The 19,294-nt window shown below is 65.8% G+C and carries 18 protein-coding genes; 5 read left to right on the forward strand and 13 right to left on the reverse strand.

What is annotated here, in order from left to right:
- Positions 1-64: 64 nt before the first annotated feature.
- On the reverse strand, positions 65-748 hold the full coding sequence (gene rpe / locus RBB18_RS14815; RefSeq protein WP_103764805.1) for a ribulose-phosphate 3-epimerase: 684 nt from the start codon (positions 746-748) through the stop codon (positions 65-67).
- Between the two features lie 136 nt (positions 749-884).
- Between rpe and RBB18_RS14820 the strand changes: the two genes are divergently transcribed.
- The 5 genes from RBB18_RS14820 (at position 885) to cueR (ending at position 6,917) form a co-directional block, all read left to right on the forward strand.
- Complete coding sequence (locus RBB18_RS14820; protein WP_306111093.1) at positions 885-2,522, forward strand: long-chain fatty acid--CoA ligase; 1,638 nt, start codon at positions 885-887, stop codon at positions 2,520-2,522.
- The gene (locus tag RBB18_RS14825) at positions 2,519-3,538 is read left to right on the forward strand and encodes a phosphotransferase family protein (protein ID WP_371931661.1); all 1,020 of its coding nucleotides are present in this window, start codon (positions 2,519-2,521) and stop codon (positions 3,536-3,538) included. Before RBB18_RS14820 ends, RBB18_RS14825 begins: the two co-directional genes overlap by 4 nt.
- Positions 3,535-3,948, forward strand: coding sequence for a PaaI family thioesterase (locus RBB18_RS14830; protein WP_306111092.1), 414 nt, complete (start codon positions 3,535-3,537; stop codon positions 3,946-3,948). The genes RBB18_RS14825 and RBB18_RS14830 overlap by 4 nt, the downstream gene beginning before the upstream one ends.
- 138 nt (positions 3,949-4,086) lie before the next feature.
- Positions 4,087-6,534 (forward strand): heavy metal translocating P-type ATPase, encoded by a 2,448-nt coding sequence (locus tag RBB18_RS14835; RefSeq protein ID WP_306111091.1) that lies wholly within the window; start codon positions 4,087-4,089, stop codon positions 6,532-6,534.
- Complete coding sequence (gene cueR, locus RBB18_RS14840) at positions 6,531-6,917, forward strand: Cu(I)-responsive transcriptional regulator (protein ID WP_306111090.1); 387 nt, start codon at positions 6,531-6,533, stop codon at positions 6,915-6,917. Before RBB18_RS14835 ends, cueR begins: the two co-directional genes overlap by 4 nt.
- 59 nt (positions 6,918-6,976) lie before the next feature.
- On the opposite strand, the gene RBB18_RS14845 is transcribed toward cueR, so the two are convergent.
- The 12 genes from RBB18_RS14845 to RBB18_RS14900 form a co-directional block, all read right to left on the reverse strand.
- The gene (locus RBB18_RS14845) at positions 6,977-8,305 is read right to left on the reverse strand and encodes an FAD-binding oxidoreductase (protein WP_306111089.1); all 1,329 of its coding nucleotides are present in this window, start codon (positions 8,303-8,305) and stop codon (positions 6,977-6,979) included.
- Entirely contained in the window at positions 8,302-9,033 is a 732-nt protein-coding gene (locus RBB18_RS14850; protein WP_306111088.1) for an SDR family NAD(P)-dependent oxidoreductase, read from the reverse strand. Before RBB18_RS14850 ends, RBB18_RS14845 begins: the two co-directional genes overlap by 4 nt.
- Positions 9,030-9,761, reverse strand: a complete 732-nt coding sequence (locus RBB18_RS14855) for an SDR family NAD(P)-dependent oxidoreductase (RefSeq protein ID WP_103764732.1) — start codon at positions 9,759-9,761, stop codon at positions 9,030-9,032. The genes RBB18_RS14850 and RBB18_RS14855 overlap by 4 nt, the downstream gene beginning before the upstream one ends.
- Positions 9,761-10,945, reverse strand: a complete 1,185-nt coding sequence (locus tag RBB18_RS14860) for a cytochrome P450 (RefSeq protein WP_274593946.1) — start codon at positions 10,943-10,945, stop codon at positions 9,761-9,763. Before RBB18_RS14860 ends, RBB18_RS14855 begins: the two co-directional genes overlap by 1 nt.
- 30 nt (positions 10,946-10,975) lie before the next feature.
- A complete protein-coding gene (locus RBB18_RS14865) occupies positions 10,976-12,520 on the reverse strand; it encodes a trimethylamine methyltransferase family protein (RefSeq protein WP_306121255.1) in 1,545 nt (514 codons plus the stop codon).
- Between the two features lie 76 nt (positions 12,521-12,596).
- Positions 12,597-14,090 carry an aldehyde dehydrogenase gene (locus tag RBB18_RS14870; protein ID WP_306111087.1) on the reverse strand — a complete coding sequence of 498 codons (1,494 nt, stop codon included), beginning with the start codon at positions 14,088-14,090 and terminating at the stop codon, positions 12,597-12,599.
- On the reverse strand, positions 14,087-14,995 hold the full coding sequence (locus RBB18_RS14875; RefSeq protein ID WP_306111086.1) for a dihydrodipicolinate synthase family protein: 909 nt from the start codon (positions 14,993-14,995) through the stop codon (positions 14,087-14,089). Before RBB18_RS14875 ends, RBB18_RS14870 begins: the two co-directional genes overlap by 4 nt.
- Positions 14,985-15,689: a GntR family transcriptional regulator gene (locus tag RBB18_RS14880; RefSeq protein WP_306111085.1), complete on the reverse strand. Its 705-nt coding sequence runs from the start codon at positions 15,687-15,689 to the stop codon at positions 14,985-14,987. Before RBB18_RS14880 ends, RBB18_RS14875 begins: the two co-directional genes overlap by 11 nt.
- A 239-nt stretch (positions 15,690-15,928) precedes the next feature.
- The gene (locus RBB18_RS14885) at positions 15,929-16,528 is read right to left on the reverse strand and encodes a hypothetical protein (protein ID WP_103764726.1); all 600 of its coding nucleotides are present in this window, start codon (positions 16,526-16,528) and stop codon (positions 15,929-15,931) included.
- Complete coding sequence (locus tag RBB18_RS14890) at positions 16,525-17,376, reverse strand: nitrilase-related carbon-nitrogen hydrolase (RefSeq protein ID WP_306111084.1); 852 nt, start codon at positions 17,374-17,376, stop codon at positions 16,525-16,527. Before RBB18_RS14890 ends, RBB18_RS14885 begins: the two co-directional genes overlap by 4 nt.
- A 22-nt stretch (positions 17,377-17,398) precedes the next feature.
- Positions 17,399-17,812 carry a hypothetical protein gene (locus tag RBB18_RS14895; RefSeq protein WP_103764724.1) on the reverse strand — a complete coding sequence of 138 codons (414 nt, stop codon included), beginning with the start codon at positions 17,810-17,812 and terminating at the stop codon, positions 17,399-17,401.
- 78 nt (positions 17,813-17,890) lie between these two features.
- Positions 17,891-19,255 (reverse strand): FMN-binding glutamate synthase family protein, encoded by a 1,365-nt coding sequence (locus RBB18_RS14900; RefSeq protein ID WP_103764723.1) that lies wholly within the window; start codon positions 19,253-19,255, stop codon positions 17,891-17,893.
- Between the last annotated feature and the right edge of the window lie 39 nt (positions 19,256-19,294).

Below are 19,294 nucleotides of genomic sequence, written 5' to 3' on the forward strand. Positions count from 1 at the left end.
AAAAAGGACATCGGCCGAAGATGCGATCCACACGGTCCAACCCTATCGGTTGACGGCGTGCGCTTCAGTCCGCCACCGCTGCCCGAATGGCCTGCATGTTCTGCCCGTAAACCTCGGGCTTCTCCACCGAGCCGCCCTTGAACACGGCGGACCCGGCCACCAGCACATCCGCGCCCGCCTCCACCACCAGCGGTGCGGTTTCCGGCGTCACGCCGCCGTCGATCTGGATATGCACCTCGCGGTCCCCGATCATCTGGCGCAGCCGGCGCGTCTTCTCGACCCCGGACGTGATGAACTTCTGCCCGCCAAAGCCGGGGTTCACCGTCATCAGCACCACCATGTCCACCATGTCGAGCACGTATTCGATGCTCTCCAGCGGCGTGCCGGGGTTCACGCAAACCCCCGCCTTGCACCCCGCCCCGCGAATGGCTTGCAAGGTCCGGTGAATATGCGGCCCGGCCTCGACATGGGCGCTGATCATGTCCGCGCCCGCCTCGGCATAGGCGTCGATATACTGATCCACCGGCGCAATCATCAGGTGCACGTCCATGAACGTTTTCACATGCGGACGGAACGCCTTGACCGCCGGGGGGCCGAAGGTGAGGTTCGGCACGAAATGCCCGTCCATCACGTCCACATGCACCCAGTCCGCACCCTGATCCTCGATCGCCCGGATCTCGGCCCCGAAATTGGCGAAATCGGCGGACAGGATGGACGGTGCGATCTTGACGGAACGGTCGAACGGCATGGCAGGCTCTCCTTGGGGTTTGCCCTGCTCTTGCGGGGTTTGGCGCACGCCGTCAAGTCTCGCGCCGCCGGATTGCACCGCACCGCCATTCGTGGCACCAATTGATCCCGCCATTCCGTCAAGGGGGACCCGCGCCATGCTCGGCCAGATGCAACATCGCCCGCTCAGGATCATCGACATCCTGACCTACGCCGCCGAAGCCTTCCCCGAACAGGGCCTGGTCTCGGTCCGCGACGAAAGCGACATTCACCGCACCACCTATCCCCAGACGCTGGCCCGTGTCTGCCAACTGGCCCACGCCCTAGACGCGCTCGGGCTCAAGACCGGCGACCGCATCGCAACGCTCGCCTGGAACGGCTACCGCCATTTCGAGCTTTACTATGCCATCGCCGGGATCGGCGGCGTCTGCCATACGATCAACCCCCGCCTGCCGCCCGACCAGATGCAGTATATCCTCGACCACGCGCAGGACAGCGCGATCTGCGTGGATATCAGCCTCGTGCCGCTGCTGGAAAACGTCACGCTACCAGAGGGTTGCCGCGTCATCGTCATGACCGATGCCGCGCACATGCCCGACGCGCCCGACGGCTCCCTCGCCTACGAGACCCTCATGGCGGACCAGCCCACCAGCTATGACTGGCCCAGCTTCCCCGAGGACACCGCCGCCGGTCTCTGCTACACCTCCGGCACCACCGGCAACCCCAAGGGCGCGCTCTATTCGCACCGCTCCACCGTGCTGCACGCGCTTCTGGTCATCGCCGGTCACCCTCAAAGCCTGCGCCACGGGTCGCGCGTGCTGCCCGTGGTCCCGCTCTTTCACGTCAATGCGTGGGGGATGCCCTATACCGCGCCGCTGGCGGGCATGACCATGGTCATGCCGGGGCGCCACCTCGACGGGGCCAGCCTCTATGATCTGATGGACCGCGAAGAGGTCTTCTCCGCCTGGGGCGTGCCCACCGTCTGGGCCGGACTGCAACAGGAGATCGCCAAGCGCGGCACGCCACCAAATGGGTTCAAGGACCTCGTCGTCGGTGGCTCCGCCGCCCCCCGCTCGATGATCGCCGCCTTCGAGGAGATGGGCGTCAACGTCAACCAGGCCTGGGGCATGACCGAGATGAGCCCCATCGGCACGCGCGGGATCCTGCCCAGCCACCTTGCCGATGCGCCTTTCGACGAGCGCGTCGATGCCAAGGTCGGCGCGGGCCGCCGCCTCTTCGGTGTCGAGTTCAAGCTCAAGGACGACGCGGGCAACCTTGTGCCGCACGACGGCGAAAGCCCGGGCGAGCTCTTCGTGCGCGGCAGCACCGTGATCTCGGGCTACTACAATAACGAAGACGCCACCGCGGCAGCCATGGACGAAGACGGCTGGTTCGGCACCGGCGACGTCGCCACCGTCGATGACAATGGCCGCCTGATCGTGCGCGACCGCGCCAAGGACCTGGTGAAATCGGGCGGCGAGTGGATCAGCTCCATCGACCTCGAAAACGCCGCCATCTCGCACCCGCTGATCGACACCTGCGCCGTCATCGCCATCCCGCATCCCAAATGGGACGAACGCCCGGTTCTGGTCGTGGTCCCCGCCGGTGCCGAAAAGCCCACGCTGGAAGACATCCACACCCATCTCGAACCGCATTTCGCCACATGGCAGATGCCCGACGACATCCTCTTCACCGATGCCCTGCCGCTCACCGCGACGGCCAAGGTCTCCAAGCTGACCCTGCGCGAACAGTTCTCCGATTACGTCCACCCCGACCTGCGCGAGGACGGCGCGTGAGCCTGTCGCTCGACACCGCTGCGCTCGAGGCCTGGGCCAAGACCCACCTGCCCGCCCTCGGCGGTCCGGTCACGGCCACCAAGTTCTCCGGCGGGCAATCCAACCCCACCTACATGCTCGACACGCCTTCGGGCCGCTTCGTGCTCCGCCGCAAACCCCCCGGCGTGCTGCTCAAATCCGCCCATGCCGTCGACCGCGAATACCGCGTGCAAAAGGCACTGGCGGACACCGACGTGCCGGTGCCGAAGATGCACGCCCTCTGCGAAGACGACAGCGTGATCGGCTCGGCCTTCTACATCATGGACCATGTCGAGGGCCGCAATTTCGATCAGCCGTCCCTGCCAGACGTCGCGCCCGAAGCCCGTGGCCCCCTCATCGACGCCATGAACCGCACCCTCGTGGCCATCCATTCCGTCGACCTCGACGCCAGCGGCCTCGCCGATTACGGCCCCCCCGGCCACTACTGCGAACGCCAGACCGAACGCTGGACCAAGCAATACCGCGCCACCGCGACCGAGGATATCGCCGAGATGGATGCCCTCATCGACTGGCTCTTCGCCAACATGCCTCCCGATGACGGCCAGCGCACGCTCGTCCATGGCGACTACCGCCTCGACAACCTGCTCTTCGCGCCCGACGCCCCCCGCGTCGCCGCCGTTCTGGACTGGGAGCTGTCGACCACCGGGCACCCCTATGCCGATCTGGCGGCGGTCATCATGCAATGGTCCATGCCCGCCGCCACCGAAGGGCGCGGGCTGGAGGGAATCGACCGCGCCGCCCACGGCCTCTGGTCCGACAGGCAGTTCATCGATACCTATTGCGAAAGGCGCGGCATCCCCGGCATCGCGGATTTCCACTTCTACCTCGCCTTCACCTATTTCCGCATGGCCGCCATCCTGCAAGGCGTCAAGAAACGCGCCCTCGACGGCAACGCGTCGGACCCCGACCGCGCCCTGAAACTGGGCACCTATGTTCCCTTCTTTGCCCGCTCGGGCCTGAAAGCAGCCACCCAATGACCGACACGTTCAATCCCAACCTGCGCGAGGCGCCCTCGCCGCTCTCCGCAACCCTCGGCTTCGACATGACCGACTGGTCCGAAGGCTATGCCCGGGTCGAAGCCCCCCTCGCGCCGCACCTGATGAACCGCCAGGGCCTGCCCCACGGGGGCGTCTACGCGGCAATCCTCGATACGGCGATGGGCTTTTGCGGCTGCTTCACCGGCGACCCGAACGTCAAACAGAATGCCCTGACGCTCAGCATGACGGTCAACTACCTCGCCCGCGCCACCGGCACGCACCTTGTGGCAGAGGCCCGCGTGACGGGCGGCGGCCGCTCGACCTTCTTCGCCAAGGGCGAGGTCCACGACGACACCGGCGCCCTCATCGCCGAGGCCACCGGCGTCTTCAAACTGCGCTCCCGGACATAACCGGCCGCGCCCGCGGGCGCGATCTCACGCACCTCACACATCCCCTGTGCGTAGGGTGGGTGAAAACCCACGCGGCACCCATGTATTTCCTGAAAACCCCCTTGACGTTCCAGTCACTGGAACCCTTATCTACGCCTCATGACAACGCTTCGCCTAGAGATTGACGGCATGTCCTGCGCCGGCTGCGCGGGCCGCGCCGAACGCGCGCTCACGTCCCTGCCGGGCGTGGACGCCGCAACCGTGAACTTCGCCACCGGCACCGCGCAGGTAGACACCGGCACCGCGTCGCTCGACGCCATCACCGGCGCGCTCTCCTCTGCGGGCTATCCTGCCCGCACGGCGCAGACGACCCTCTCGATCGACGGCATGCATTGCGCCTCCTGCGTGGGCCGGGTCGAGGACAGCCTGACGGCAACCCCCGGCGTGCTGACCGCCACCGTCAACCTCGCGACCCAGACGGCGCAGGTCACCTACCTGGCGGGCACCGCCACGCCCGCCGACCTCGCCCGCGTCGTCACGCAGTCCGGCTACCCGGCCCGCCCGTCCGAGGAAGACACGCCCGATCCCGCTGCTTCGCGCCGCGCCGCAGAGATCACCCATGCCCGCCGCATGACCCTGCTCGCCGGGGCGTTGACCCTGCCGGTCTTCGTCACCGAAATGGGCGGGCACCTCATCCCTACATTCCACCACTGGCTGCACGGCCTGATCGGCCAGCCAACGCTCTGGACCCTGCAATTCATCCTCACCACCCTCGTGCTCGCCTTTCCCGGCCGGCAATTCTTCACCCTCGGCCTGCCCGCGCTCTTTCGCGGCGCGCCCGACATGAACAGCCTCGTCGCCCTCGGCACCCTTGCCGCCTGGGGCTACTCGACCCTCGCGCTCTTCGCGCCGACCGTCCTGCCCCCCGGCACCGTCGCCGTCTATTTCGAGGCCGCCGCCGTCATCGTTACCCTCATCCTTCTGGGCCGCTGGATGGAGGCCCGCGCCCGCGGCCGGACCGGCGCCGCCATCCGCCGCCTCATCGGGCTGCAACCCGACACCGCCCGCGTGATACGAAACGGTGAAACCACCGAAATCCCCGTCGCGCAGGTCGGCGTCGGCGACAGGATCCAACTGCGCCCCGGCGAACGCATCCCCGTCGACGGCACCGTCACCGACGGCACGTCCTACGTGGACGAATCCATGATCTCGGGTGAGCCACTCCCGGTCTCCAAATCCGACGGGGACGCCCTCATCGCCGGCACGATCAACGGCGACGGCGCGTTGACCATGACCGCCACCGGCGTCGGCCGCGACACCATGCTCGCCCGCATCGTCGCCATGGTCCAAGAGGCCCAGGGCGCCAAACTCCCGATCCAGGCGCTGGCCGACCGCGTGGTGCGCATCTTCGTGCCCGTGGTCATCGCCACCGCCGTCCTGACCGTCCTTACATGGCTCGCCGTCGGTCCCAATCCCGCCCTCGGTCTCGCCCTCGTGGCAGGCGTCTCGGTCCTGATTATCGCCTGCCCCTGCGCCATGGGCCTCGCCACGCCCACCTCGATCATGGTCGGCACCGGTCGCGCCGCAGAGCTTGGCGTGCTCTTCCGCAAAGGCGACGCGCTCCAGACCCTGGCCGAGGCAAAGGTCGTCGCCTTCGACAAGACCGGCACGCTCACGATGGGCCGCCCAAGCCTCACCGCCCTGCACCTCGCCCCCGGCTTCGACCGCGCCGAAACCCTCGCCGCCATCGCCGCGGCAGAGGCACAGTCCGAGCACCCCATCGCCCGCGCCATCGAGGCCGCCGCCCAAGCCGAAGGCCTCACTCTGCCCGCGGTCAAGGCGTTCAAGGCCAAGTCCGGTCACGGTCTCACCGCGACCGTGGACCATCAAGACATTCTGGTCGGCACCGCGCGCCTGATGCAGATGCACGACATCGACACCGCCCCCCTCAAGGCCGAGCTTGATGAGCTTGCCAGCAAAGGCGAAACGCCCGTCTTCGCCGCCATCGACACCCGGATCGCCGCCTTGCTCGCGGTCTCCGATCCAATCAAGGATCAGGCAAGGGATACGATCCAAGCCCTCCATGGCATGGGCCTGCAAACCGCCCTCATCACCGGCGACACGGCAGCCACGGCTCACGCCGTCGCCGCGCGCCTGGGCATTGACCACGTAGAGGCCGAGGTCCTGCCCGGCGACAAGCGCGACACCATCGCCCGCCTGCAAGAGGCGCATGGCGCAACCGCCTTCGTCGGCGACGGCATAAACGATGCGCCCGCGCTGGCACAGGCCGATATCGGCATCGCCATGGGCACCGGCACGGACGTCGCCATCGAAAGCGCCGACGTGGTGCTCGTCTCCGGCAACCCCGCAAACGTGCTGACCGCGCTCCATGTCTCGCGCCGCACCCTGCGCAACATCCGCCAGAACCTGTTCTGGGCCTTCGCCTACAACGCCGCGCTCATCCCCGTCGCCGCCGGCGCGCTCTACCCTGTCACGGGCGCGCTCCTGTCGCCCATGCTCGCCGCCGGCGCCATGGCGCTCTCTTCAGTATTCGTGCTGACCAACGCCCTGCGCCTGCGCCGCCTGACCCCGGAGACCCCGCAATGAACATCTCGCAGATCGCAGACAAGACCGGCCTGCCGCCCAAAACCATCCGTTACTACGAGGAGATCGGCCTCATCACGCCCGACCGTGGCGCCAACGGCTATCGCGTCTTCACCGACAGCGACCTGCACAAGCTGGCCTTCCTGGGCCGCGCCCGGACCTTGGGCTTTTCCATCGAGGATTGCCGCACGCTGCTGGCACTTTACGAGGACGACACCCGCGCCAGCGCCGACGTCAAATCCATCGCCCGCCAGCACCTGGAACAGATCAACGAGAAAATCGCGCAACTGCAATCCATGGCCGACACGCTCGGCCACCTCATCGACTGCTGCGCCGGCGACAACCGCCCCGATTGCCCGATCCTGAACGACCTCGCCCGCCACTGAGCGCCAGAATTTTCGTACGAAAATTCTCGCCCAAGATTATTCGCACGAATAATCTTGGGCTACAGCTCCGCCCCCGCCTTCCATTCCCCCCACTTCATCGTGGCATTTGCCCCGACATAGGTGAACGGCAACGGCGGCAGGCGCGACGGCTCCCCCTGCGCCATGACATGCTCCACGATATCGCTCTCGACGCCCGAGGCCAGCTCCGCCATCGCCATCCCATGGAGCGTGCCCCGCGCCGTGCCAAGCCCGTTCTGGCAACAGGCCGAGAACAGCCCCTCCTCCACCTCACCCAGCGCCGGCGCGCCGTTCCAGCTCAGGCACAGCCGCCCACCCCAGCGATACTCCATCTCGACACCCGCAAGCTGGGGAAACCGTGCCGCGAGGGCCCTGTCATGCGACCGGCTCATCCGTGCCACGCGCCCTTGGGAGACCTTCAGTGACGGATCATAAGTCACACGGTTGCGCATGATGATCCGCGTGCCGCCCGTGCCGCTGATCTTGCGCACCGTGCTGCCCATCGGGTCCGCCGGGGTCAGTCCCCAGCGTTCCGCGCCAAGCCGGGCATTCTCGCCGTTGGTCAGCGGCCGCGTCATCGAGGCATACAGGAACAGGTGCAACAGGCGTCCCTTGAACTGCCCGAAACTCTCGGCATGACCATTCACCGCCAGGATCACCTTCGGCGCCGTCACCCGGCCCTTCGGAGTCACGGCCACCCAATCGCCGTCGCGCCGCAGTTCGGTCACCGGCGACCCCTCGCAAATGCGCACCCGGTTGCTGACCAGGCCCCGCGCCACGCCGCGCACGAACAGCGCCGGCTGGATCATCGCCGTGCCGGGCGTATAGAGCCCGCTGCGATAATACTCCGATCCGGTCATGTCCTGCATGGCGCCAGCATCCATCAACTCATGCGCCTCGCCCATCGCCTCAAGATGCGCGGCATAATCAAGATTATGCCGATGCCCTTTCCCGCTCGCCGCCGCGTTGGTCTTTCCCGTCTGCTGCCATGCCTCCGCGCCCAACCCGAAGGCCTCCGCCATCTCTCCGGCGAAACCGATGGCCGTCCGGTTCATCCGCGTCTGCCTGACGTCCTTCTCCAGCGCCCCGCCATAATCCTTCGATGACAGGTCATGCGGCAAATCGATCATGAAGCCCGAGTTGCGGCCCGCCGGCCCTTCCCCGATCCGCTTGGCTTCCAAAAGGACGATCTTTGCCTCGGGGTGCAGCTGGCTCAACCGCCGCACGGCCGCCAGCCCCGCGAACCCGCCGCCGATCACCAGCCAATCTGCCGTCATCGCCCCTTCCAGCGGCTTCGCCGGCTCTGCTTCGGGCAGGATCGCGTTCCACCCGGTCACACCCGGATCACAGGGCAACTGGCGCACCTTCATGGCAGGCTCAACTGGGCCATCCGGCCGCCGTCAATGGTCCAGACCTGTCCCGTCACGAAACTCGCCTCGTCGCTTGCCAGCCAGCAGATCAATTGCGCCACTTCCTCGGGTTTGCCCGTCCGCCGCACCGGGTGTATCCCCGCGATCCCGGCGCGAAACGCCGCCGGGTCCGGCATGCTGTCGATGAAATCCTCGTTCAGCGGCGTGTCGATCCACCCCGGCGCCACCGCGTTGCAGCGCACGCCATCCTTGCCGTGGTCCACCGCCACGGACCGTGTCAACCCGTGCAAACCCGCCTTCGATGCACAATAGGCCGGGTGCCGCGGGTTCGCTCCAAGCCCCTCGACCGAGCCGAGATTGACGATGGCGCCACCGCCCTCGCGCAGCATCGCCATTCCGTGACGGATCAGCAGAAACGGCACCGTCAGGTTCATATGCAACTGGATATCCCAGTCCGCCTTCGACGTTTCCTCGACCGTGCCCTCGCGCATCATCCCGGCATTGTTCACCAGGATGTCGAGCGTACCTGCCTTCTGGGCAACCGCCGCCATCACTCGCTCGGGCACGGAGTCATCGCTGAAATCCGCCGCGATATCCTCGTGCGCCGACCCGCCGCGCTGCGCACAGAACACCCGCGCGCCGCCCTCGGCCAGGATCGCCGCAGTGGCCGCGCCCATGCCGCTCGACCCGCCGGTTACCAGCGCGACCTTGCCTTCGAACCTGCTCATATCACGGCCTTTCCACCATTCACTTCGACCAGCGCCCCGCACATGTACCGCGCCGCGTCCGACGCCAGGAACAGCATCACGTCCACGATCTCTTCCGGGCTTGCGATATGCCCCACAGGCACGCTCGCGTTCAGGTCTTTGATCGCCTGCTCCGGGTCCAGCCCGCGTGCCGCAAAGCCCGTGCGCAGCATCGGTGTGTCCACCTCGTTGGGGCAGACCGCGTTCACGCGTATTCCCTGATGCGCATGATCCCGGCCCAGGCATTGCGTCAGGCTGGCAATCGCCGCCTTGCTCGTCACGTAGACCGGATGGTTCGGTCCCGGCCGCAAACCCCAACAGGAAGACGTGTTCACGATCGCCCCGCCGCCCCGCGCGGCCAGGATCGGGATCGCCGCCCGGCAAATCCGAAACGGCGCCTCCACGTTCACCCCAATGGTCAGGCGCCAGTCGTCATCGCGCGTCGTGGTGATATCGCCGCGCGTGATGACGCCGGCATTGTTGAACACCAAGTCCAGACCGCCCAAGGCATTCTCGACCCGCCCGGGCAATGCATCGCAGAAGGCACCATCCAAAAGGTCGCCATCCAGATGCGCCTCCGCCTCGACGGCAGAACTGTCGCGGTCACTCACCGCAAGTCGTGCGCCCTCCGCCCGGAGCGCCCGCACCAGCGCAGCCCCGATGCCGCCTGCGGCCCCCGTGACCAGCGCGACCTTGCCGTCGAATCGCATCACGCGACCTCGTAACGAACGGGCAACCTCAACGCTCCGGTATTGCCGCTATCCGGCAGCCATTCCGGCGCGCCGTCATAGTCCACCGTCCGAAAAGTCTGCCGCAACGCATCCAGTGCGCATCCCGTGTCCGTCCGCGCCACGAAATGCCCGATGCAGTGATGCGCCCCGCCGCCGAACCCGAAATGCCGCTTGCGCTTGACCGTGATGTCAAAGCCCGGGTCCTCGCAAATCTCCGGATCCCGCGCCGACGCATGGACCAGCAGGTTCAGCACCGTGCCCTTGGGGATCATCATCCCGTCCATCTCGACGTCCTCGACCGCCTCGCGCGTGGACCAGGTGGTCGTCGGCCGCGCGCGGATGAACTCTTCCACCGCGTTCGGGATCAGGCTCTCGTCCTCGCGCAGCATCTGCCACTGCCCGGGGTTCTCGATGAACAGTGACAGGCCAAGCCCCAGCAACGCCCGCGTCGTATCCACACCGCCGAAGATCGAAATCACGATGGTATTCAGCAATTCCTCATGCGTGCAGTCCCCGTTGCGGTCGAACTCCGCCACCATGCGCGCGACGTAACTCTCGCTATCCTCGCCGCGCCGCACCTTGACCACCAGTTGATCGGCCAGTTGAAACAGCGTCTCGCAGGCCGCGTTGAACCGCTCCTGGTATTTCGGGGCCTCGATCCCCATCGCCAGCCCCAGATCCGCGGCATTATGCGCCACCAGCGGCCACGCCTCGCGCTCCATCCCCAGCAGCGTCGTGATCGCCTGCCCCGCGAAGGGCTCGCAAAACGCCGATTGAAACTCGCAGGCGCTCTTCTCGCGCAGATCCGCGCACAAATCCCGCGCGATCTCGTCAAACGCGGGCACCAATGACAGCACATACTCCTCGCTCAGCGCCGGCACCGCCAGCGCGCGCAGCTTCTGATGCGCCTCCCCCTCGCGCCCGATCACCGAATCCCGCCAGAAATCCGCGAACCGCCCTTCGATCCCGACCGTATCCGGCCAGTTATGGCTGCCCTGTCGAAACCGCCGGTCGCGCAGGATCTTGCCCACCTGCCGATACCGCAGCACCGCCAGGCCAAAGGGCGTCTCGGCGCACCAATGGGCCTTGCGCGCCGCGACGACCTCCGCCCCCCGGGTCGAAAACTTCGGGTCTTTCAGGTCCAGATACGGCAGGTTGCCCATGTGCATCACTCCCCGCGCCGCGGCGCGTTCTCAATACTCCTGGTTCAGCGCATCCGCCGCCGGGATCTCGCCTTCCCGCTTTGCAATATACGCCAGCAGCGCCTCGTTCACTCCCTCGTCCAGCTTCGGCTCTTCGTACTCGTTCAGCATCTTGCGCGCATAGGCCTGCGCCCGTGCATTGGCCTCCACGGCGCCCTCGGCCTGCCACTGCTCGATCGAGTTGTTGTCGAACAGATCCGGCATGAAGAACGCCCGCTGGAAATTCGCCAGCGTATGGGGATGGCCAAGGTAATGCCCCCCCGGCCCGATATCGCCCACGGCTGCCACAGCCTCGTCGAAATCGTCCCAGCGGATGCCCTCGGCCATCCGGTAGGCCATCGCGCATTGCTCGGCGTCGATCACGAACTTCGCCATCGAACAATGCATCCCGGCTTCGTTCCAACCTGCCGCGTGCCACATGTAATTCGTCCCCGCCATCTGCAACGCCATCAGGGTCGTGGCACTCTCGTACCCCGCCTGCGCGTCCAGCGTCTTGGCCCCACCCAAGTTGGTCGAGGACCGCCACGGCACGCCATAAAACCGCGCCATCTGCCCGATCATCATGTTCATAAGACTGATCTCCGGCGTCCCCGCCATCGGCGCGCCCGACTTCATGCTGACCGTCGACAGGTAATGCCCATAGATCGCCGGCGCCCCCTTGCGAATGACCTGTGTATAGGCCAGCGCGCTCAGCGCCTCGGCATTCAACTGCGCCACCGCCGGTGCCACGGACGCCGGCGTATTGGCCCCGCCCAGCACGAACGGGCTGCACAGCACCGGCTGGTTGCGACGGCAGAACGCCCGCATCGCGCCCAGCATCGTCTCGTCCCACACAAGCGGGCTGTTGCCGTTGCAGTTCCCCGTCGCCACCGGATGATCCTCAAGGAAGTCTTCTCCGAACAGGATCGCACACATCTCCATCACGTCCTCGGCGTTCTTGGGGCTGGTCGTCATCCCCATGAACGTCTTGTCCGAATGCTTCATCGACGAATAGGTGATCCGCAAATGCCGCTGGCTGATCGGGTGGTCATAAGGCTCCACGATATGATGCGCGCTGGAATGCAGCGCGGGCGACATCTGCGCCAGCTTGTGGAAGTTCGCCAGGTCGTCCAGCGTCGGGTTCCGCCGCACGTCGTCCAGATCCCGGAGGAACGGCGCGCCCGTCATCGGCACGAAAATCGCATGATCCTTGCCGAAGGGCAGGTTATGCGCCGGGTTCCGCGCGTGATAGGTGAACGTCTCGGGGATCGACTTGATCAACTCCCGCACCAGCCCCCGGTCCAGATGCACCCGGTCGCCGTCGCGCACCTCCGCGCCGACCCGCTTCCAGTCGGCAATCGCGATCTCATCGCGGAACACCACGCCCACGTTTTCGAGGATATCCATGCTCGCAGCGTCAATCCGCTCGATCTCTTCCGCACTCATCGGCTCGGTCAGCGGCAGCCCCCGCTTCAGGCTGGGCAACATCTTCACGTCCCGCATCGCGCGCTGCGCCGTGCGTGCCCCGCGCCCCCGCCTTGCGGACTTCTTTTCCATAACCTCATCCATCGCGTTATTCCTCGTAGGGTGGGTGCCAACCCACCGTTGCTGCGCTGGTGGGTTCACACCCACCCTACCCGACGTTGTCCCCATCCTTGGGATCGCTCAGATCGACCCAGATCGTTTTCACCTCGGTGAACTGGTCATGCGCATGCACGCCATTGTCCCGCCCGCCAAAGCCTGACTGCTTGTACCCACCAAAGGGCGTGGCGATGTCCCCCTCGCCGTAGCAGTTCACCGTCACCGTCCCCGCCCGGATCTCCCGCGCCGCCCGGATCGCGCGGCGCACGTTCCCGGTAAAGACGGACGCCGCCAGCCCATACGCCGTGTCATTGGCCAATTCGATCGCCTCGGCCTCGCTCGCCACCTCGATCACCGACAGGACCGGGCCAAAGATCTCCTCCTTTGCCCGCTTGTCGTCCTTCTTCACCTCGTAAACCGTCGGCTCGATGAAATTGCCCTTTGGCTTGCCGCCCCCGGCCACCGCCTTGCCTTTGAGATAGCCGGCCACCTTCTTGCAATGCTCGGCATCCACCAGCGCGCCCAGATGGTTCGCCGGGTCCAACGGATCGCCGGTCTTCCAGTCGCGCATCCGCGCCACGATCCGCTCCATCAGCGGTGCCTTGACGGCCTTGTGCACGATCACCCGGCTGGCCGCCGAACAGTTCTCACCCATGTTCCAGAACGCCGCGTTCACCACGTGCTCGGCCACGTGATCGAGGTTCTCGGCATCCTCCAGGACAACAGCGGGGTTCTTGCCCCCGCATTCCAGCGTGACCTTCTTCATGTTGCTGTCCGCCGCATAGCGCAGGAACCGCTTGCCGATCTCGGTCGAGCCGGTAAAGCTCACCATGTCCACGCCCATATGCAGCCCCAAGGGCTCGCCCACGCTCGGCCCATCCCCCGGCAGCACCTGCAACACGCCGCGCGGCACGCCCGCCATATGCGCCACCTCCGCCAGCCGCAACGCGGTCAGCGAGGTCTGCTCGGCGGGCTTCACGATCACCGAGTTTCCGGCGGCCAGCGCCGGCCCGATCTTCCACGCCATCATCAGCAGAGGAAAGTTCCACGGCAACACGCAGGCCACCACGCCCAGCGGCTCCCGCACGATCAGGCTCAGCGCATCGTCGCCCGACGGCCCCACCTGGTCATAGATCTTGTCGATCAGCTCGGCATGCCACTTGATCGTGTGAATGACCTCGGGAATGTCCACGGCCTCACAATCGCGGATGGGCTTGCCGCTATCCAGGCTCTCCATCACCGCGAATTCATGCCGCCGCCGCGTGATCAGTTTGCACAACCGGATCAACACGTCCTTCCGCGCGCCCGGATGCGCCTTTGACCACTCGCCGCGCTCAAACGCCTCCCGCGCCTTTTCCACGGCGAAATCCACGTCCTTCGCATTGGCGGTCGAGATCTTCGTCAGGACCTTCCCCGTCGCGGGGTTCACCGTCTCCATCACCGGCCCCGATCCCTTGCGGAACTTGCCATCGACAAAGGGCGCCTTGGGCAGATCGATCTCGGCGGCAATCGCGCCATACTCGTCCCGTGTCAGAAGCTCGCTCATTTCTTGCCCCCTTCGATCGCGGCAATGGCCGTGTTCATCGTGCGGATCACCTCTTCGAGGCTACGCTTGTCATCCTTGTTCAGCGACAACAGCGGCTTGCGCGGCGGCCCCGCCGGAATGCCCCGCATCGTCACGCCATGCTTGATGCACTGGATGAACTTGCCGCCCTGCTCCAGCACCCGCATCAGCGGCATCATCGCCGACATGATCGCCCGCCCCTTGGTGAAATCCCCCTCCACCACGCAGGCCCGGTACAGCGCCACATGCGCCTCGGGCGCGAAATTCGACCCGGCGCAAACCCAGCCCTTCGCGCCCCAGGCAAAGAACTCCAGCGCCTGGTCATCCATCCCGCAGAGAAGGCCCAGATGCGGATAGTCCCGCGCGATCAGGTGCAGCCGGTTGATGTCGCCGCTGCTCTCCTTGATGCCGCAGAAATTGGCCGAGCGGCCCAGGCGATCCAAGGTCTCCTCGTCCATGTTCACGCCCATCCGGCCCGGGTAATTGTACAGCATCACCGGCATATCCACCGCCCGGTCGATCGCCAGCGCATGCAGCGCGATCTCGCGCCCCGTCGGCACCGAATAGGGCGGCGTCGCCACCAGGATCGCATCCGCGCCCACGTCCTTCGCCATCTTCGCGAATTCGATGCTGTCCTCGGTGCGCAACGCGCCCGTGCCCACGACCAGCGGCAAACGGCCACGGATCAGCTCATGCGTCTTGTCCGCCAGCCACGCCCGCTCTTCAAAGCTCTGCGCGTAATATTCGCCCGTGGTCCCCGCACTGATGATCCCGGCCACGCCGCCCGCGATCAACTGCTCCACCACGTCGCCCAACGCGCCCTCGTCCACCGTGAAATCCTCACGATAGGGCGTCACGATGGGCGTCCAGATCCCCTCAAACTGCATCTTCACGATCCTTCATCGGCAAAACGTCAATCGGCAACGGATCCGGGCTCACGAACCGCTCCAGCCGGTCGCGCGACAGGTTCCAGTGCTCGATCGTCAGATCCACCATCAGGCCCGGCTCCTGCCGCTCGATGGCCACGATCATCGCGTCATGGTGGTCGCAGGCCTTCACCACCCGCAGCGACTCGTCCGCCGATGCGGGGCGATAGAATGTCTGGCTCAGCCGCGTATGGTCGATCAGCATGCGCTTCAGGCTGGGCAGCAGGTAGGGATTGTGCGCCATCTCCCCCATCGCCAGGTGAAAGCGGTGGTTCTGCAACGCCGCCTTCGCCGCGTCGCCGCTTTGGGTGGCCCGGCGAAACGAGTCCTGGATCTCCTTCAACCCGTCGATCTCGTCTTCGCGTCGGTTCTCCGCCGCCAGCCGCGCCACGTTGGCATAGATCATCGGCGCGGTCTGAAAGAACGTCCGCAATACCGGCAGGTCCATCGACGCCACCTTGGCTCCGCGATTCTGCGTGAGGTCCACATACCCCTCACCGCCCAGCCGCTGCAGGATCTCCCGCATCGGCGTGCGCGACATGGCATACCGCTCGCACAGCGTCGCCTCGTCCAGGTCGCTGCCCGGCGCGATATCCTGCGTCAGTATGCGCATCCGCAGGTCTTCCAGGCACTGGGTCTTCTTGTCGGCGGTCAAAACGAATCTCCTTGCTGAATACATATTGTATACATTTCGTATTCATACGTCGATTCAATTCGACATCGCCCGACCGATTGCCCCAAGCCTATCTTTTTCTTGCCAAAATACTCGCGCCGCAGGCCCCCGCCGGCCATACGCGTACCGTCAGGCACAGCGCGTCACGCCGCCCTCACGCCCCCCGAGGCCACAAGGCCGAGACAAACCTGCGCGCGTGAAACGCGCTCAACCTGACTGGATCAGCGCCGTGCGCCCACCGGCGGATCGGCCCGGCTCGCGTCCCAGTCGGGCTCGAACCCCAGAACCTCGGTCGCCGGCGGCAGGGCCGGGTTGAACAGGACGTTATGCGCCATCGTCGACTGGTGCAGCAGGTTGTGCGGCGCCAACCGCCAGACCTTGCAAGCCAGCTCGAACTCCTGCCCGTAAGCCGCGAAGCGCAATGTCGCATGGCCCGCCTCGTGCAGCGCCCTGGCGCCTTCACTGCCCGGCGGGAAGGTCGCAGTCAGGATATCGGAAAATTCCTTGGCCTTCTGGTAATAGGTCGCCGACAGGAATTGCAGCGCGGTCTGCCGCCGCTGCGCCGGGTCGTTGGTCTTGGCTGCCATGTGCTGCAACTCGGGCGTCACCGAATACCCCGGCGCCTTGTTCAACAGCGTGATCACAACGCCCATCGGCTGATCATGCCCCTCCGGCGTGACTTCCGGCATGATCGCATCATCCGGCCGCCCGTCATTGTTGCGCATCGCCAGCTGCCGCACATGGCACTGCCACTTCAGGAACCCCAGCCGCAGCGGGTTGTCGGAATAGCTTTGCCCCAGTTGGGCCGCCAAAGATGTCATGCCACGTTCCTCTCGGGGTCTGGCGTTTCCATGTCGAACTCCCGGTCACTCGTCAGGCTCGGCACCCGGCCCGCGGCCGTCTCGACGTCATCCAGGTCGATCTCCGCCTGCACCACGCCCGGCTCCGTGCCGCCCTCGGCCAGCACCTCGCCCCAGGGTCCGACGATCAGCGAATGACCGAAACATTCGCCCCCACCCGGCACCGGACCGATGGCACACGGCGACACCACGAACCGCGTAGTCTCGATCGCCCGCGCCCGGTTCAGCACATGCCAATGTGCCTCGCCAGTTTTTTTCGTAAAGGCCGCAGGACAGATCAGCATCTCCGCCCCGGCCTGCGCCAGCCCGCGCCACAGCATCGGAAACCGCAGATCGTAACAGATCGTGTGCCCGATCCGCCCGAACGGCGTGTCGTGAATGACCGCGCGACTGCCCGGCGCCACCCGCTCGCTTTCGCGATAGACTTCCGTTTCGCTCAGCTGGATGTCGAACATGTGGATCTTGTCATACCGTCCGCGGATCACGCCGGAATCGTCCAGCATGATCCCGCGATTGATGATCCGCCCATCCGGGCCATCGACGGCGATGGAGCCGAGGTTCATCCACACCCCCGCCGCCCGCGCAAAGGCCTGCGCCTCGCGCAGGAACGGATGCTCGTCCTCCGGGGCAGAGGGCGCCGCCACAGCCGCACCCTCCGTTTTCAACCCACCGCAATATTCCGGCAGGAAAAGAACCTGCGCCCCGTCGGCCGCCGCCTGTCCGGCCAGAGGCCGCGCCTCCGCCCAGGCCGATGCGAAATCGGGCATGGGCCGTGTCTGCAGGCTGGCGATGTTGATCGGGCGCGTCATGTCTGGTCCTTTCAAAGTTCCTTCAGAACTTCATATAGGCCTTGCGCAGGTTCACCAAAGGGTGCCGGTCCGACATCTGGAACTTGATCAGGAGTTCCCGCGCGATCATGTCCCGGTCCTGCTGGTTGTCGGGCAGCTCGATCGTGTCGGGCACCCGCACCCAGCCATTGTTGTTGCGGTCGAACACCGCCGGCGAGCCTTCCTCGTAACCCATGTGCACGTCTTCCAGCCAGTTGAGGTCGTCCCAGCCCATGGTCTCGATGTACTTTTCCAGGAACGGCGTGATCCGGTCATAATCCGGCACAAGGTTCACGTCATAGCGATAGCCGATATGCTGGCCGATTTCCTTTTCCCGCTCCGAGCCGAGCCCGTCCTTGTCCTTCAGGAACTGGTCGACATCGGTAATCTCCGAGCCGCGATATTGTGTTCCAGCCATTGTTTTCCCTCCTTATCGGGAGGTGGGGTGAAACCCCACCCTACGCCGTACACGTAGGGTGGGTTTCCAACCCACCGTTTAGAAATGGTGATAATCCTCGACGCCAACCGTATGGCCGGTGCCTGCCAGCGGAACCCCCGCCATGGCCGAGGCCTCCATCGTCAACGCGGCCAGGTCCTCCGGCTCCAGCGAGTGCAGGTAGGTCTTGCCGCACGCCCGTGCGAACAACTGCGCCTCGATGGTCAGCGTGTGCAGGAAGTTGTACACGCGCTCCGCCGCCTCGTCCGGGTCCAGCCGCTCGCGCAGCTTGGGATCCTGCGTCGCCACGCCCACCGGGCAGCGCCCCGTGTGACAGTGATAGCAATAGCCCGGCTCGGCCCCGATTTCCTCGGGATAATTGGCCTCGGGGATGTCCTTGTTGCAGTTCAGCGCCATCATGGCCGAGTGACCGATCGCGATGGCATCCGCGCCCAGCGCGATGGCCTTGGCCACGTCCGCGCCGTTCCGGATCCCGCCCGCGTAGACCAGGCTGATCTCGCCGCGCTTGCCAAGGCTGTCGATGGCTTTCCGCGCCTGACGGATCGCCGCCATGCCCGGCACACCGGTATCTTCCGTGGCCAGGTGCGGGCCCGCGCCCGTGCCACCTTCCATCCCGTCGATATAGATCGAATCCGGGTCGCACTTCACCGCCATCCGCACGTCGTCGAACACGCGGGAGGCCCCCAGCTTCAGCTGGATCGGGATCTGCCAGTCGGTCGCCTCGCGGATCTCCTGGATCTTCAGCGCCAGGTCGTCCGGACCCAGCCAGTCGGGGTGCCGCGCCGGCGAGCGTTGGTCGATCCCCGCGGGCAGCGACCGCATCTCGGCCACCTGGTCGGTCACTTTCTGACCCATCAGGTGCCCGCCCAGACCCACCTTGCAGCCCTGCCCGATGAAGAATTCACAGCCATCGGCCAGAACAAGGTGGTTGGGGTTGAAGCCATAGCGCGACTGGATGCACTGGTAGAACCACTTCGAGCTATAGCGCCGCTCGTCGGGGATCATGCCCCCCTCGCCCGAACAGGTCGCCGTGCCCGCCATCGTGGCGCCCCGCGCCAGCGCGGTCTTCGCCTCGTAGGACAATGCGCCGAACGACATGCCCGTGATATAGACCGGGATATCCAGCTCCAGCGGCACCTTGGCGCGCGGACCGATCACTGTCTTGGTCTCGCATTTCTCGCGATACCCTTCGATCACGAACCGCGTCAGCGTGCCGGGCAAAAAGGTCAGGTCATCCCAGTGCGGGATTTTCTTGAACAGCGAGAACCCCCGCATCCGGTACCGGCCAAGCTCGGACTTGATGTGGATGTCATCCATCACACGCGGCGGGAAGATGAAGCTGTCACCGATGCGGTTTACATCGCGGTCCAGCTGTTTTTTCTGCGGCAGATCACCATCAGCCATGATTGTCTCCTTCGTGCATGGTGAGGTGGGTTGCAAACC

Origin of the sequence: Roseovarius sp. MMSF_3298, from assembly GCF_030733705.1 — a bacterium.
GTDB lineage: Bacteria > Pseudomonadota > Alphaproteobacteria > Rhodobacterales > Rhodobacteraceae > Roseovarius > Roseovarius confluentis.